We start from the raw sequence: 14332 nt of genomic DNA, 5'->3' as shown, positions 1-14332 counted from the left end.
CGAGGGCAAAAAAATTTCAGGGCATAATCGCCCGATAGCAGACAGCGGCAATAGTTTCTAACTCATGCTCATCCAAAGGCGGTAGACCATTGACACGGCGATTCTTAGCCAGTCGCACTGCAACCCCAATGGTGAGTTCATATAGCGCGTCCACTGGAAGATTTCTGGTAATTGGTCGTCCAGCATCATCGACCATCAGATGAAACAGCGCTGGGAAATTATTTTCCTCTTCTATTGCCTCACCAGTGGGTATCTCAGGATGATAATAAGGCGAGTTCTCATATAGTGCAAGAAATTGGGCCTCTACCTGATGAAGTATGTAGAAATGGTAGGTATTTAACCACATCTGGCGAAAAGCGATCTCGTGTGACAAATCAGGTGAATATCCCAGTGTCATCGCACGATAAAAAGTGGTCTTCACATGGCGATAGAGTGCATAGATCAAATCATCTTTATCCGTAAAATAGAGATAAATGGTCCCGGCACTTACACCTGCCTCTCTGGCTAGCAGCGACATTGGTGCGTTGTGAAAACCACGCTCAGCGAACAAGGCCAGGGCAGCTTGAAGAATCGCCTCTCGTTTTTCGCCAGCCGTCATGAGATTCTACTATCCCCTTTTCTGTATGAACATTCATTCATAGTATACCCAGGAGGATAGTACATGTCAAGGGTTCGAGGTAATGAACAGGAGAGGATAAGTGTAAGGCATTGACAAAGGCGATTTAGAGAAACAATGCATACCAAAGGTCATCTGCGTATGTCCCGTCTGGTAAACGCATCTCCTGACGTAGGCGACCTTCCAATTCGAATCCATGCTTCTCGTACACATGAATCGCACGCTCATTGATCGAAAGTGCGCGTAATCCGAGTTTCCTTGCACCTTTGTGACGAGCTTGTGCGATGATGCTGGTCATGAGCAGATCTGCAATGCCGAGCCCGCGTGCCTCAGGAGAGATGGCAATGGCGTTGAGATGCAAAACATGGTCATTGGCGGGAACTGGGATGTGTCGCATCAGATGAGCATAGCCGACGACCTTTCCTGCCAGCTCCGCAACGATGACATCTTCGACATTTCGACGACCTTCGAAGAACGCAGCTTCCGCTGGTCTTGGGGGCATCACTTGGAGCTCGATTGGCCATGCGGAGGCATCGAGTGCTGCCAGCATTTGGTCGTCACCTATAGTGGCGGGGCGAATATGGATATTGGACAATGGAGATAGTTCCTTTCTTGTCTTGAATGGGGACATACATTTATTACAGCTATGATGTCTCTAAAAACTATACTCTATGCGTACAGAAAAGACAATGTTCTACGTCTCTATTGATGAATTTTTTTCACACAAAATGATGCAGAACCAGTATTTACCACTACGTCAGCCCAAAGCACTTACAGAAATACTGCGATGAGTATAGCCTCCGTTGGAACACGTACGCGATGGCTGACACCAGAGCATGCAATGTGATAGGATACTTTCCTGCAAAGAGAGAAAACTCACGTGAAGAAAGGAGCACGGGAGGTGCTCCTTTCTCTGGCGATGATGTTCGATACAACTGATCCTTAGACTTCACCTGTAGTGCCATTTCGTATGGCATACTGGCATGAGAAGATATAATTATAAAAATTGTTCTCGTGCGAAGTTGTGAGGACAAGGGACTACCGCACCACCAAGCCGCCATTTATATCGAGCCACGTACCGGTGATGTAGCTTGCTTGCGGTGAAGCAAGATAGAAGAACGCTTCGGCGATCTCTTCAGCTCTGGCCTGGCGACCCAAAGGGATTTCTGCGTCACGCTTCAGCATGGCTTCTTCAACTGTAATACCTGTCTGTCTGGCAATTTGTTCCATGCTCCGCCGCACGAGAGCTGACTCCACGTATGCTGGTGCCACTCCATTGACGCGAATGCCTTGCGGGGCCAACTCCAGTGCGAGGCTTTGCGTGAAGAGCCGCAATGCGCCCTTTGAGGCACTATAGGCCGCTCGTTCTATTTGTCCCTGTTCACCAGTGTAAGAGCCAGTAAAGACAATATTCCCCTTTGTCTTAAGTAGGTACGGTATGGCGCTACGGCAGAGCAAAAATGCCCCCTTCGCATTGACTGCCATTATCCGATCCCATTCATCTGGATCAAGTTCAATGGTTGGGCCTATTTGTTGCCCTATCGCGGTTGCATGAGCTAACACATCGATATTGCCATGTTGCTTGACTGCGGTTGCCATTAACTCGTCGCAAGCCTTGGGATCACTCACATCAGTAACGGCAGAAATAATTTCTGCGTCAGGGAATCGTTTGGCAATTTCTTGTGCTTTAGGTATTACTTCATCAGTAAGATCACTTAATACAAGACGCATACCAGCCTCTGCAAATCGGCGAGCAACTGCCTCACCAATACCTTGTGATGCACCCGTAACTACAGCTATCTTGTCTTTCATTGTACTCATCTGTATTCCTCCTTCTGTATTTTTTATCTCAAACATGACGTTAACGTCATGTTTGAGATAAAAAAATGGTGCTATGGCCTGGAGACCAGGATATGCTCGAGGTGCTTGATATTGGCCTGCGCATCAGCACAAAATTTTTTCAGATCGCTGATCCACCTGCATTGCTTCATCATTTTACCTCTAAACATGACGTCAGCGTCATGTTTAGAGTATAGAGCTATGGAGACATTCTGTCAAGTCTTTGTCGGGATCGAGCAAGACTTTTTTGTTTTGGTCAGAGATAGCAATAAGATCTGAACAGTGCGAAGATGAAAGTGAATGTAGAGTAGGAGATAAGAGAAATGCGTTTCTACATGAGCTGCTCCAGATTGGTATTTGCGCCGCACATGATAACCCCGATGCGCTCATCTGCACGCGGTCGATATTGTCCAGAGAGCAGAGCGGCAAGTGCTGTAGCTCCACCGGGTTCTACCACCATGCGAAGATCTTCCCACAGTCTCCGTTGTGCCTCACAGATAGCCTCGTCACTGACCAGGAGAACTGTCTCTATGAAGTGCGTTGCCACATCGAAGGCCAGCGTTCCAACGCGACGAGCCCCCAGGGAATCCGCTGCGACGCCACCTACCTCAACATCGATGGGTTTACCGACCGTGAGCGCTGTGTGAAGCGTTGGTGCGCGCTCGGGCTCGACGCCGATGACCCGAACCTCGTGCCCGAACCAGGCAGCAATGCCTCCGATCAATCCTCCTCCCCCTACGGCAACAAGGATGGTGTCCAGGTCAGGGATTTGCTGGGCGATCTCTCGTCCCAGCGTTCCTTGACCAGCTATCACTTCAGGCTGATCATAGGCATGGACCATCAGTGCCCCTGTCCGGGCAGCGTGGACTTCGCTAGCCGCGAGAGCCTCAGCATAATTTGCTCCGACCATCTTCACCGGGGCACCGTAGGACCGTAGGCGTGCTACTTTGATTGGTGGGCATAGTTCTGGAACAAAAATCTCTGCGCGATATCCTAACTGCTGTGCTGCGTAGGCGACCGCAGCTCCATGATTTCCTCCCGATGCCGCAATAATACCGGCATCGGGAATCGTATGTGCAAGTATCCGGCTGAAGGCACCGCGTGGCTTAAAGGAGCCAGTGTGTTGGAATTGTTCCAGTTTAAGGATGACCTGTGCATTGATCCCCCATGCATGGCGTTCCAGAGGCATCACCGGCGTTTGACGCACATATCCATCTATCCGTTGAGCTGCCTGTTCAATATCCATTCGTGAGATCATCGTGTAGCCTCCTCTCGTGTCGTGTAACTGTAGCCGTCCGCATGATGCACACGGCGCATATATTTCGGGTGAATATTCACTGTAGTATTAATCAATGGACAACGAAGTATCAATATATGATGAAAATAGAACCTTTGCGAAAGGAACAGAGCAAGATTCGGGGCATCAGCGAAGGTACTATATCCCTGCTGATGCCCCTGTGTCAACATGCCCCTTTAGCCTCCAAGTTTTGCGGCAGTCTCGGCGAGGCGCGAAGCGTATCCCCATTCATTGTCGTACCAGGCCGCGACCGAGACAAAATTTCCCTCCTGCACCATGGTCAGGGGGAGATCAATAATTGAAGAATGATAATCGCCGACGATGCGTGCCGATGCCCATTCCTCTTTTAGCACGTCGAGAATCCCCTTCAGCGGCCCCTCGCTGGCTGCCTGGATAAAGGCCTGGTTCACTTCCTGTGTTGTGACTGTACGTTCGGTGATGAGATTGAGTTCGGCAATGCTGCCGGTCTTGACCGGGACACGATATGCCTTGCCTGTGATTTTTAGATCCGGCCAGATAAACTTGAGGGCTTTTGCCGCGCCGGAGGAGGAGGGAATGATATTTTCGGCTGCCGCCCACGAATCGCGCCGGTCACGCATTGGCTGGTCGGTTAAAGATTGGGTGTTGGTATATGCGTGAACCGTTGTGAATAAGCCGTACTGGATGCCAAATTGCTCCAGCATCACTTTCACTACGGCGGCAAGGGCGTTGGTGGTGCAGCTTGCCATACTCACGATCTTGTGGGCCTGCGGATCAAAACTATCCATGTTGATGCCAGGCAGCAGAACGGCGTCGCAATCCTGAAGGGTTTTGCTAGCGGCACTGATGAGCACCCGCTTCGCGCCACGGTCAAGATGCACCTGCGCTCCTGCGCGAGTGACGGCGCGACCCGTATAGTCAACAACCAGATCGATGCCCATCGCTCCCCAATCGGGCACTTCTTTGGAAGAATCGATATAGGGGATATCACGCTCCCCAATTAGAAAACTATGTTCTCTGGTGCTGACATCTTCATGCCAGCGGCCATAGTTGCTATCAACTTGAAAGACGGCGGCTGTCGCCTCAAGGTCTCTAATATCGGCAATCGCAACGGGTGTGAATAGATCCCGCTTTAATGCTGATTTGAGCATAGAGCGTCCAATGCGCCCAAAACCATAGATTGCAATATTACTCATACAAAATCTCCCTTATTTTTTGAAGGAGTCCTTCTCTCAAGCAGGAGGACAAATATCTCATCAGCAAGTATACCAGGAGATCTCGATAAAATTGAATCTTTTTTGCCGCCAGTATCTAAATGATAGCGACCCAAGATGGAATTACAACGTCAGCACAACTTTTCCTATGATGCGACGCTCAAGTAAGCTCTGAACAGCCTCGGCGATGTGAGTCCAGGATAATTCAAGGTCGATGTGAGGATGGAGGCGACTATCGGCGATCAAGCGAGCCAGAATACCAAGATCCTCTGAGCCGGGACGGTGAGCCAGTTCATTAAAGATAATAAGGCCATAAAGGCTAGGGCCATCTGCCCAGTAGAAAGATTTTGGGTCAAACGTCACGGCTTCGCTTGTCGAAGAACCATAGCTGACAGCAGTACCCCCTGGTGCAAGCATGCTCAAAGCATTACCCAACACGCTGCCACCAATAGCATCCATAATGAGATGATAAGGGCCAGATTGGCGAGCGGCTTCTAAATCTTCACTAACGATGACATGATGCGCTCCAGCTTGCTGTATATCGGCAACACGCTCAGCACGACGAGCCACGCCAATAACCTGCGCCCCGGCGATATGTGCCAATTGCACAGCAAAATGACCAACGCCGCCCGATGCCCCAGTTATCAACACGCGTTTACCAATCAAGAGGCCCCCCTTTTCAAGGGAACGATAGGCAGTGAGGCCAGCTACAGGCAAGGTGGCGGCCTGAGAAAATGTAACAGTATCTGGCAGTTCGGCCAACATGGGGGTAGGTACGGCAATAATCTCAGCCCAGGCTCCGGTGCTCAGTATACCGACAACACGTGCACCCGTCTGCGGCCCGGAACCATCTGCGGCCTGCCGCTCAACGTTGCCAGCGAAATCCCAGCCGGGTCGCCAGCCGGCCTCAGCGGTAGTTGAGCGACGAACCTCGCCCAGATTGAGCGAAATAGCGGTAACGCGTACGAGCGCTTCTGAAGGTAAGGGAGTTGGCGATGCAACTTCTTGAATAGCGAGACGCCCCTTAACTAACGGATCGACAACAATGGCACGATTTGAACTCATGGTTATTCCTTGTTAATAGTGTTAACTAGCGGTGATATAGTCTGTATCACTATAGTAAATACGCTCTCCGCTATTCTTCCCAAAAAATGTTAGTGTATGAATGAGAGGCAAGGCTATTGAGTATTACGTTGCTTCATTATTCTTTCCGAAACATGACGTTGACGTTGACGTTATGTTTGTATTATAGAGCGATGCTCGCATTCTGTCAAGGCTGTTTGAGGGCTTGTGCAAGCGTTCATATGGCAATGAAGAGGACTTCCGGGTTTTATCACGAAGCCGAGGCTAGTTGGTTTACCTCTAATATGCCCCATTGGGCGGGAACTATGCAGTGTCTGTTTGATTCTCGTGCCATGGACTATCATATTGCCACCTCTTATAGGCCACTACTATGGGAGAACCGGTCTATTGCGCCCTTGGCCTCAAAGAGCATGGAAACCTTAACTTTTATCAATGAATGAGAGTCTGATGCCGTTGTGATAAAATAATGGCATAAGTGGAGTGTCTCAATTTTGAAAGATGGGTACCCGTGATGGCAAAGGTTCGGGTTGGTTCAATCGTTCTACGCGTAGACAATTTACAACGCCAGACTGAATTCTGGGTGGCTGCTCTCGACTACATACCCCGCGAGGAGCAGAGCGACGACTTTGTGCTCTTACGTCCCCGCGATGGTGTGGGGCCTAACCTTTCCCTTGATTGTCACTACTCAGAACTCCATGTCCCACCACGCATTCATCTGGACTTGTATACAGATGATCAGGCCGGAGAGGTTAAGCGCTTGCTTGCCCTTGGTGCCACGGAGGTGCATTGGAGCAAACGACCGCCAGATGCAGACTACGTGATCCTGGCTGATCCCGAGGGCAACCGCTTCTGTGTCATAGATACGAACAGGTAACTGCTTACCAGCAAGCACTTGACTCTCAACCAGGCAACAGACCAGGGCACTTGCCTGTATCTTCTTGTCTTATGCTGTCGCTTTTCGGGATTGTGAAGAGCTAGCGTTGTCGCTATCTCGTGCACCCAACTGCTCATCCATTTGTTCACCCTCTTTCTCGATGGTTTCAAGAGACTTCTGTTTCGGCTCTGGCAGCAAGAATGATACCAGGAAGCCAAGAGCGCAAATTGCGGCAGCAACACCCATTGCACCGGGCAGCTTGAAATGACTACTCTTGAGCATAAGCGGAAAAATGAAGGCGCCAATAAACGCGCCAAATTTGCCCAGGCCAGAAGCAATACCATGTGCAGTTGAACGTATTGTCACCGGAAAAATTTCAGCGGGATAGATAAACGTTGTGATATTGGGGCCAAACTCGGTGAAAAAGTAAGCGAAACCGTAACATAGTAAGAATGGAGCCGTAATAGTTGTCCAGGCAGGAAAGAAGAATAAAAGACCATAAGACACCGCCATCAATCCAAAACCGAGTAGTTGAATGGGCTTGCGTCCTAAGCGATCAATTGTTAATGCAGTCACAATGTAACCAGGCAATGCTGCGACGACAAAGATGAGCAACGTATAAAGCATCGTCTGCTCAAGTGTCGATTTCGGGCTAAATAGGCTGATAACAAGAGGTGTAGAGACTGTTGTGCCATAGTAAGCAATATCAAGCAAAAACCAGGAAGCAGTAGCACCAATAAACCAGAGCAAAAAATGTCGTGTCGTGAAAAGCTCTGTCCAGGATGCCTTTCTCAATGATGGGTCAGACTTCATATCAGAAGACGCCGTATCCTGCTGAGTTGCTGCATGCATGTCCTTTCCATCTGGAGTGGAAGCGTGGCTCTCCTTTTCATTGGTTGCCTGGCCTACAGCCTGCGAGACTTCTGATGTGTCCCCTTGGGCGGCAGCGAAGCGCGGTGTCTCGGAGATTTGGCGGCGTAGCCAGAAAGTGGCCAGCGCCGGAAGGGCACCAAAACCCAGGATGAGACGCCATACGAGATCCTGATTGATCCCCGATGAGAGCAGGATGAATGTCAACAAAGGCCCAATAATCAAACCCAAAGCCTGAGTAGAGAAGACAAATGTGATCAGTTTGCCACGATCTTTACGGTTCGCATATTCACTAATCAGAGTAGAGCTTACTGGATAATCACCACCAATACCAATGCCAAGGATAATACGAAAGATAATTAATAAAGTAATATTGGGTGCCAACGCTGAAGCAATCGCTCCGGCAGCTAAAACCAGAAGCTCATACCCATAGATAAATTTACGACCAAAGCGATCTGCAATAAAGCCAAACGTAATAGCTCCCACGACCGATGCAAGGAGTGCGACACTCGTCAGCAAGGATGTCTGAAAAGAGCTACTATGCCAGGTTTTGGTCAGGATAGTTGAGACAGTACCAATAATAAAGAGATCATAGGCATCTGTAAAGAAACCCATACCTGCTGTGATAACTGTTTTTATATGAAAACCAGACATAGGGCTTTCATCCAGTTGTCGTAATGCTTCTTGTGATGAAGACATACTGATGTCCTTTCTGTGACGTTATTCAGAAATCTCATGTTTACAATCTCTACTTGTAACACGTGGAGTACTTTATCTGAGCATTATGAGAATGTTAATGTTACGTAATGGCAATTTTTTGACAATGATGTAATTTACAGGGTAACGTACAATCTTCTTATAGTCATAGGTGCAGTAAAGATGATGCGCTCTCCCGCGACAGCCTTTCTTCCGCCCAAACCTCGCTACGGATGGTCTACCCATCGAAGTGCTCTATCTGGAGATAGATCTCTATCGTGTAGCACAATCCATCTCCAGATAGATGCGCTCTCCGCATGAATCGGCTATGATGCTCGAAATACAGCATTTCTTGAAAGGAAAAATAGCTATGCACGCATCTCCTTTATCCTTGCGCCGTCGCATTGCACCGATCCTTACCCTGCTCATCCTAGCGCCGGTGGTCGCCGAAATTCTGGAAGGTTCGACGCATCTGACTAATCTCTTCGTGTTTCCCGCCCAGGTTGGCGTCTATGGCTGCGCAGCCCTGCTCATCCGTGCGTTTGTGCGCTCTGGACGCAGAGGCTGGATCGCGTTGCTGCTGCTGGCGATTGCCTACGGGCTTACGGAGGAATGCGTGATCTTGCAAACCTCACTCACCCCACTTTTTGCCGCTGAACACGTCTATGGTCGCTTGTTGGGCGTTAACTGGATCTACCTTCTCTGGGCTGTGGGATACGAAAGTGTCTGGAGCATTATCTTGCCGATTCAGCTTACTGAGCTCCTCTTCCCCGAGCAACGAGACGATCCCTGGCTGGGAAAAATTGGCCTCATTATCGCTGCGGTCGTCTTTCTGCTTTCCTCCTTCTTCGCCTGGCACTTGTGGATGTCAGCGCTCTCCAAATACTCTTCAGGACCGCTCTATCAGCCTCCTCTGCTTACCATCGTGGTTGCGTTGATCGTCATTGTCGCTCTGGTAGTCGTTGCGCTGGCTCTGCCCGTCTCCTCACCGATAGAACACAAAAGCATCAGAAGGGCGCCCCATCCCTGGCTCGTAGGCATAATTGCCTTTATCCTGGGCCTGTTCTGGTTTGCGTCGCTCCTCCTGCATTACGGTCTCTTCCTGGAGTTCCCATTCGCGCTCGCACTCGTGCTTATCCTGGCCTGGGCCGCAGGAGCATTGTTGCTGATCAGGTACTGGGCGGCTACTCAGGGTTGGGGCGATAGGCAGCGCCTGGCGCTCATCTTCGGCGCGCTCCTCGCCAGCATGTTGGACGGCTTTCTCTTAGCCGGTATTACACTTCCTATAGACTTTCTCTGGAAAGGTGTCTGTGACGTGCTCGCGCTTATCGGGCTCGCCTATCTGGCTTGGACTACCCGAAGGAGAGCGAAAGTACAGACTCAGGACGTGTGATGATTGACACCAGGTTGTTCTGAAGAGTATCCTCAGAGAGGAAATCTGGAATAGGTCAGGAGCAAAGGGAGAGCATCATGAGCATCTACATTCGTATCCTGATTTCTCTAGCGACTGGTAGTCTTGTCCTACTCGCTGGCTGCTCTCTCCCCTCGAACTTCCTGCAATGGAGTGTGCTGATCTTCCTCTTGCTCGCCTACCTGTTCATGATCTGGCTGCACCAGGATTGGTGGACGCACGCGAGATATGCGCTGTTTACTGGTCTGCTTCTGGCCCTCATAGGCCTCCTTCGTCTTTCCTATGGCATTACGCTCTATTGGGGCTACCTGGTCGTCCCTCTTGTCCTGTTGCTGGCAAAGGAGCAGCAGCAGAGGCATCGCCATTTCGTGGCTCTGCTCGCAGCCTTAACGGTTCTCGCTTTGTTTGCTCTGTGCTACCCTGCTGAATTCGTTTTTCAATTGCTGGCCTATACCATGGTTTTATACATCTGTATACGCGCCATCAATATTTACAAAGAGGCCACGCGTCTCAGCCAGCAGCATGTGCAAGAACTGGCACAGGCCCATCACGAGCTCCAATCCATGTATGAAGCGCTCCAGGAAGCGAGTCTGCACTCGCTGCGCTATACCATCCTGGCGGAGCGAACGCGGCTGGCGCACGACATGCATGACGGACTAGGTCATCAGCTCACCACTCTCATTGTTCAGCTTCAGGCGCTTGAGCTCATGTTGCCTGATGACGCGGAGCAAGCGGCCGGGACTGTGCCCATGATGCTCAAGATTGCGCGTCAGGCAATGACCGAGATCCGCTTTGCGGTCAGGGAGTGGGGCGAGGATGAGCGCGGCCTGGGTCTGACAGCCTTACGGAGTCTGGCTTCGCAGTGGGCGGCGCATACCTCGCTCGCGTTTGAGTTTCGCCAGAACGATGATCTCTCCGCCTGGCCTGCTGAGACAAGCGTGACCCTGTATCGTATCTTGCAGGAGGCCCTTACCAATGTGGTGCGCCATGCCGGGGCGACTGTGGTCATCATCGAGGTGCAGGAAGATCAGCAGGCGATCATCATGACAGTCAGTGATAACGGTACCTACACTGATGCCACGGGCTTTGTCCCAGGTTTTGGTACCAGGGGCATGAGAGCACGTGCGCAGGCAGCAGGAGGATGGTGCGACTTCTCCCAGGTGCAGCCACATGGGATGCATATTCATGTCTGTATACCTATTGAACCACCTCCTCATAGTGAGAGGGCGGCCAGTCTTCCGCCTGGCCCCAGCGGAGTACGCCCATGACGGATCTTATTCGGATTGTGCTGGCTGAGGATCAGCCCATTGTGCGGCAAGGACTGTGCTATATTATCCAGGCACAGCAGGATATGACCGTTGTCGGTGAGGCGGCCGATGGTGAGCAAGCGCTCCAACTTGCTCAGCAGACGCGCCCGGATTTCATCTTAATGGACATTCGTATGCCTGTGCGCAATGGCATCGAGGCCACCAGAGCTATTCTCTCCGTCTTGCCAGAGACAAAGGTGGTCTTGCTGACTACCTTCGATATTCAGGAGTATGTGTTCGATGGCATTCGTGCGGGGGCTGTTGGCTATCTGCTCAAAGATGCCGAGACGTATACCCTCCTCGAAGGTATCCGTGTGGCAGCGCAGGGAGGCGTCATGTTTCGCAGCCGGGTCTCGGGTGAGGTCCTTGCGAAAGCGCTCCAGGAGGACCGTAACGGCGCTTCTCAGCAGTGGCAAGGGCCAGTCTTGCTCGAACCCCTTACCGAACGCGAGCACGCTGTCTTGCAGCAGATGGCATGGGGGAAGCGAAACTGGGAAATCGCTCGCCAGCTTTCGGTCTCAGAGGGCACGGTCAAAACTCATGTGCACCGCATTCTTCAGAAATTCGGCGTCGAGGATCGAACCCAGGCTGTGGTGCTGGCGATTCGACAGCAGATCGTCCACTAGTTAGTCATTGTCACTGCCAGGATGGGGAGACCATCCGTGGTGAGGTTTGCTCATGTTTCTTCTCCAATTCGTGTCATAGCGTGTTCTGCCAGTCTCTCACCCCTCCAGTTACATCCTAGCCTGAAGCCATATGACCCCATGGCGGTTTGGTATTTAAAGTGCCAGAAGCAGTATAGCTGATTGAGGGCCGCTTTCCTATGATCATGTCTTCTCTACCAAGATCTTTGACAGGTAAAATTTTAGTAAAAATGCTTATTTAGATTTAAGAAGAAATTATGGTAATTTATGTAAATAGATCTTCTTGGAGGAAGATATTGAAAATGTCTTTTTTTAAGCGTAGTGGGGGGGAAGTGTCCAGTGTCTGTCATGGTGTGATGCGGCATTATCGGGTAATCTAATGGAGGTGAACAGAGAGCTATCCATGCGGGCACCTTTGCCCACCTTAATCCAGAAAATAAGTGACGCTACAAGTGCATATACTGGCCTGGCAGCATGTCTCTTCCATTTCTAAATACATAAGGAGAATTTATCATGCACGAAAATGAGGAAGATCACACACGTTATAAAGTTGTTTTCAACCATGAAGAGCAATATTCTATCTGGCCCGTTGCGCGCGAGAATCCTGCTGGCTGGCATGACGAGGGCACCAGCGGGATCAAAGCTGAATGCCTTGCACATATTAAAGAGATCTGGATCGACATGCGCCCACTCAGTCTGCGCAGGCAGATGGATGAGGTAGCGCAGCAATAACCTCAATCGGGAAACAGAAAGCAGCTCTTCGTCCGCTAGAAGGCTGTCTCCATTCAATCATATTACAAAGGAGTCTTTTCATGGACGAACTCGTCGAGCGCCTTGCACAGGGAGAACATCCTGTCACGGTAGGCGGCCCCAATCCCTCGTTGGCAGAATTCCGCAAACGCGTTGAAGAAATGGGCTATGTCTTTATCAAGTTTACTGATACGCGCGGGGGCACTGACATCGGCGTACGTATCGATAAAGGTGCGGTCGATCTCAGTCAGGCGCAGTTTGATCACGCCAGTGGCAGCGTTCACATCGAGGGCACGTTAACGCTTAACTATGTCAAAGTGCGCTGTATCGCTACTATTCAACTGGCAACTCTGACTGGAACGGGCCATCTCACTCTATTAGAAGAAGCTCATTTATAAAGTAACAATAGACACAGCACACAAAAAGAAATAGGAAATGCCTTTATGAGCGACAGCACAATAAGCCCTCCCACTATGCATACTCAGCCATTTACGAGAGACACCTATATACATCTGGAACGCCTCGTCGAACAGGTGCGCTCTGCCCAGCTCCCAACCGGGGCAGTAGATCGGGCCAGCCTGCAAACCGCAACGGAGGCGTTGCAGAAAGTTGTGACGATCCTTCACTCATATCAAGGAAATTTTCCCTCTTTGCCACATGGCCTCGCCGATATTGAGGCATGGTTGGCGATCGGACTCGACTCTCCCCCTCAGATGCAACATCTCGCGCAACAGGGCGTGTTGACCGCCCCTGAAGGGACCGAAGATATCCTCTTTACGGTCACGACAACGCTGAACTATTCGGATGACTACTCGCTTGAGCTGGTATGGTTCCGGCACCAGGATGGTTCGCCAGCAGCGGCACTGCGCCAGCACTATCCTAATCAACATCTCATTATCGGCAACATTATTGCTGCTACCACAGGTTTCGGGATCAATAGCAATTCTTATGTCACGTTCACTTCCTGCCTCCCGGGAGGACAGACATATGCCGACCGCCTGGCTATTTTCTTCATCTCGAAAAATGCCATGCGTGGACAGATTATCTTGCAGCCGCTCATGGAACGCCTCTTCGTCTCAACCGTTTTTGCCGAGCTGCGCACGGCTACGCTGGAACAGCTGTATCAGGTCGTTGCATGCATGGTCATCCTGCACGAGTACGGGCACACGCAGGGCGTCCTGCCACTGGTCGAGTTTCGCTTTCTCTTCGACAATCTCATCAGCGGAGGGCTGGAGGAAGCGCGTGTAGACATGAATGGTGCATATGAGCTCTATCAACAGGCGGCGTTGGGTGGGCCACATGCAGCTATCTACCGTATGACGGCACAATACATTCTCTCCGAGCGCCTGCTGCGCTATGCGTATTGCGCGCATCCTAGCACGAACGGCGATTCTGTCTGTGGACAATACTTCCTGGGTCAGTTCCTCACCCGAGGCTTGCTGACTTTCAATAATGGGCGTCTGGAGATAGCAGAAGAAGCAGAGATTGTGCAGGGGCTCAAGGACATTCTCGCTGACATTCGCCAATTGCAGGGACGTCTCCTGCTCTCCAGCCAGGAAAGGGCGCAGCAGATGATTCAGGAGCACGTGTGCACCTACTCGAATGCCCTCAATGCTGAGAACAAGATGGAGCATACCATCTTCTACGCCTGGATGGAACAGACCCTCACTGGCATTATTCCTAAATCCATGAACCAGGAACTTGTGAGCACGCTGGAGATAGAGCTTTCTCACTAGAGATAATCGGCGAAGG

The 14332-nt window shown here is 50.7% G+C and carries 15 protein-coding genes; 8 read left to right on the top strand and 7 right to left on the bottom strand.

The genetic code is table 11. The features are described 5' to 3' along the window. Positions 1-16: 16 nt before the first annotated feature. The 3 genes from AC27N8_RS01245 to AC27N8_RS01235 form a co-directional block, all read right to left on the bottom strand. Positions 17-598 (bottom strand): TetR/AcrR family transcriptional regulator, encoded by a 582-nt coding sequence (locus AC27N8_RS01245; RefSeq protein ID WP_487063131.1) that lies wholly within the window; start codon positions 596-598, stop codon positions 17-19. 124 nt (positions 599-722) lie between these two features. After that, the gene (locus AC27N8_RS01240) at positions 723-1166 is read right to left on the bottom strand and encodes a GNAT family N-acetyltransferase (protein WP_487063129.1); all 444 of its coding nucleotides are present in this window, start codon (positions 1164-1166) and stop codon (positions 723-725) included. Between the two features lie 488 nt (positions 1167-1654). Beyond that, on the bottom strand, positions 1655-2437 hold the full coding sequence (locus AC27N8_RS01235) for an SDR family NAD(P)-dependent oxidoreductase (protein WP_487063127.1): 783 nt from the start codon (positions 2435-2437) through the stop codon (positions 1655-1657). A gap of 92 nt (positions 2438-2529) precedes the next feature. Here AC27N8_RS01235 and AC27N8_RS01230 point away from each other — a divergent pair, with 92 nt between their 5' ends. Further along, positions 2530-2652, top strand: coding sequence for a hypothetical protein (locus tag AC27N8_RS01230; RefSeq protein WP_487063125.1), 123 nt, complete (start codon positions 2530-2532; stop codon positions 2650-2652). A 134-nt stretch (positions 2653-2786) separates the two neighbouring features. On the opposite strand, the gene AC27N8_RS01225 is transcribed toward AC27N8_RS01230, so the two are convergent. From AC27N8_RS01225 to AC27N8_RS01215, 3 genes are all read right to left on the bottom strand, one after another. Further along, complete coding sequence (locus AC27N8_RS01225) at positions 2787-3713, bottom strand: threonine/serine dehydratase (protein ID WP_487063123.1); 927 nt, start codon at positions 3711-3713, stop codon at positions 2787-2789. 215 nt (positions 3714-3928) lie between these two features. After that, on the bottom strand, positions 3929-4927 hold the full coding sequence (locus tag AC27N8_RS01220; RefSeq protein WP_487063121.1) for a type I glyceraldehyde-3-phosphate dehydrogenase: 999 nt from the start codon (positions 4925-4927) through the stop codon (positions 3929-3931). 141 nt (positions 4928-5068) lie between these two features. Then, positions 5069-6010 carry a zinc-binding dehydrogenase gene (locus tag AC27N8_RS01215; RefSeq protein WP_487063119.1) on the bottom strand — a complete coding sequence of 314 codons (942 nt, stop codon included), beginning with the start codon at positions 6008-6010 and terminating at the stop codon, positions 5069-5071. A gap of 529 nt (positions 6011-6539) precedes the next feature. On the opposite strand from AC27N8_RS01215, the gene AC27N8_RS01210 reads away from it, so the two are divergent. Continuing rightward, a complete protein-coding gene (locus AC27N8_RS01210; RefSeq protein ID WP_487063117.1) occupies positions 6540-6902 on the top strand; it encodes a VOC family protein in 363 nt (120 codons plus the stop codon). A gap of 69 nt (positions 6903-6971) precedes the next feature. Here the strand turns inward: AC27N8_RS01210 and AC27N8_RS01205 are convergent, their stop codons facing one another. Beyond that, complete coding sequence (locus tag AC27N8_RS01205; protein ID WP_487063115.1) at positions 6972-8471, bottom strand: MFS transporter; 1500 nt, start codon at positions 8469-8471, stop codon at positions 6972-6974. Positions 8472-8838: 367 nt separating this feature from the next. Here AC27N8_RS01205 and AC27N8_RS01200 point away from each other — a divergent pair, with 367 nt between their 5' ends. From AC27N8_RS01200 to AC27N8_RS01175, 6 genes are all read left to right on the top strand, one after another. Next, positions 8839-9861, top strand: a complete 1023-nt coding sequence (locus tag AC27N8_RS01200; RefSeq protein ID WP_487063114.1) for a hypothetical protein — start codon at positions 8839-8841, stop codon at positions 9859-9861. Between the two features lie 77 nt (positions 9862-9938). Continuing rightward, positions 9939-11147, top strand: coding sequence for a sensor histidine kinase (locus AC27N8_RS01195; protein ID WP_487063112.1), 1209 nt, complete (start codon positions 9939-9941; stop codon positions 11145-11147). Further along, positions 11144-11812: a response regulator gene (locus AC27N8_RS01190; RefSeq protein WP_487063110.1), complete on the top strand. Its 669-nt coding sequence runs from the start codon at positions 11144-11146 to the stop codon at positions 11810-11812. Before AC27N8_RS01195 ends, AC27N8_RS01190 begins: the two co-directional genes overlap by 4 nt. Before the next feature lie 531 nt (positions 11813-12343). Next, entirely contained in the window at positions 12344-12562 is a 219-nt protein-coding gene (locus AC27N8_RS01185; RefSeq protein ID WP_487063108.1) for an MbtH family protein, read from the top strand. 80 nt (positions 12563-12642) lie between these two features. Further along, on the top strand, positions 12643-12978 hold the full coding sequence (locus tag AC27N8_RS01180; RefSeq protein ID WP_487063106.1) for an MbtH domain protein: 336 nt from the start codon (positions 12643-12645) through the stop codon (positions 12976-12978). A 45-nt stretch (positions 12979-13023) separates the two neighbouring features. After that, on the top strand, positions 13024-14316 hold the full coding sequence (locus tag AC27N8_RS01175; protein ID WP_487063104.1) for a DUF6421 family protein: 1293 nt from the start codon (positions 13024-13026) through the stop codon (positions 14314-14316). Positions 14317-14332 lie beyond the last annotated feature (16 nt).

The organism is Dictyobacter sp. Z7_2 (assembly GCF_057551105.1).
Note: the sequence above shows the minus strand (reverse complement) of the source record. Positions and strands in the feature narration are given on the sequence as shown.

What these genes read in the sequence shown, in the direction of transcription:
- AC27N8_RS01195 (WP_487063112.1), top strand. Translation starts at nt 9,939, where the DNA reads ATGAGCATCTACATTCGTATCCTGATTTCTCTAGCGACTGGTAGTCTT.
- AC27N8_RS01220 (WP_487063121.1), bottom strand. Translation starts at nt 4,927, where the DNA reads ATGAGTAATATTGCAATCTATGGTTTTGGGCGCATTGGACGCTCTATG.
- AC27N8_RS01245 (WP_487063131.1), bottom strand. Translation starts at nt 598, where the DNA reads ATGACGGCTGGCGAAAAACGAGAGGCGATTCTTCAAGCTGCCCTGGCC.
- AC27N8_RS01240 (WP_487063129.1), bottom strand. Translation starts at nt 1,166, where the DNA reads ATGCTGGCAGCACTCGATGCCTCCGCATGGCCAATCGAGCTCCAAGTG.
- AC27N8_RS01190 (WP_487063110.1), top strand. Translation starts at nt 11,144, where the DNA reads ATGACGGATCTTATTCGGATTGTGCTGGCTGAGGATCAGCCCATTGTG.
- AC27N8_RS01210 (WP_487063117.1), top strand. Translation starts at nt 6,540, where the DNA reads ATGGCAAAGGTTCGGGTTGGTTCAATCGTTCTACGCGTAGACAATTTA.
- AC27N8_RS01230 (WP_487063125.1), top strand. Translation starts at nt 2,530, where the DNA reads ATGCTCGAGGTGCTTGATATTGGCCTGCGCATCAGCACAAAATTTTTT.
- AC27N8_RS01205 (WP_487063115.1), bottom strand. Translation starts at nt 8,471, where the DNA reads ATGTCTTCATCACAAGAAGCATTACGACAACTGGATGAAAGCCCTATG.
- AC27N8_RS01235 (WP_487063127.1), bottom strand. Translation starts at nt 2,437, where the DNA reads ATGAGTACAATGAAAGACAAGATAGCTGTAGTTACGGGTGCATCACAA.
- AC27N8_RS01200 (WP_487063114.1), top strand. Translation starts at nt 8,839, where the DNA reads ATGCACGCATCTCCTTTATCCTTGCGCCGTCGCATTGCACCGATCCTT.
- AC27N8_RS01185 (WP_487063108.1), top strand. Translation starts at nt 12,344, where the DNA reads ATGCACGAAAATGAGGAAGATCACACACGTTATAAAGTTGTTTTCAAC.
- AC27N8_RS01175 (WP_487063104.1), top strand. Translation starts at nt 13,024, where the DNA reads ATGAGCGACAGCACAATAAGCCCTCCCACTATGCATACTCAGCCATTT.
- AC27N8_RS01225 (WP_487063123.1), bottom strand. Translation starts at nt 3,713, where the DNA reads ATGATCTCACGAATGGATATTGAACAGGCAGCTCAACGGATAGATGGA.
- AC27N8_RS01180 (WP_487063106.1), top strand. Translation starts at nt 12,643, where the DNA reads ATGGACGAACTCGTCGAGCGCCTTGCACAGGGAGAACATCCTGTCACG.
- AC27N8_RS01215 (WP_487063119.1), bottom strand. Translation starts at nt 6,010, where the DNA reads ATGAGTTCAAATCGTGCCATTGTTGTCGATCCGTTAGTTAAGGGGCGT.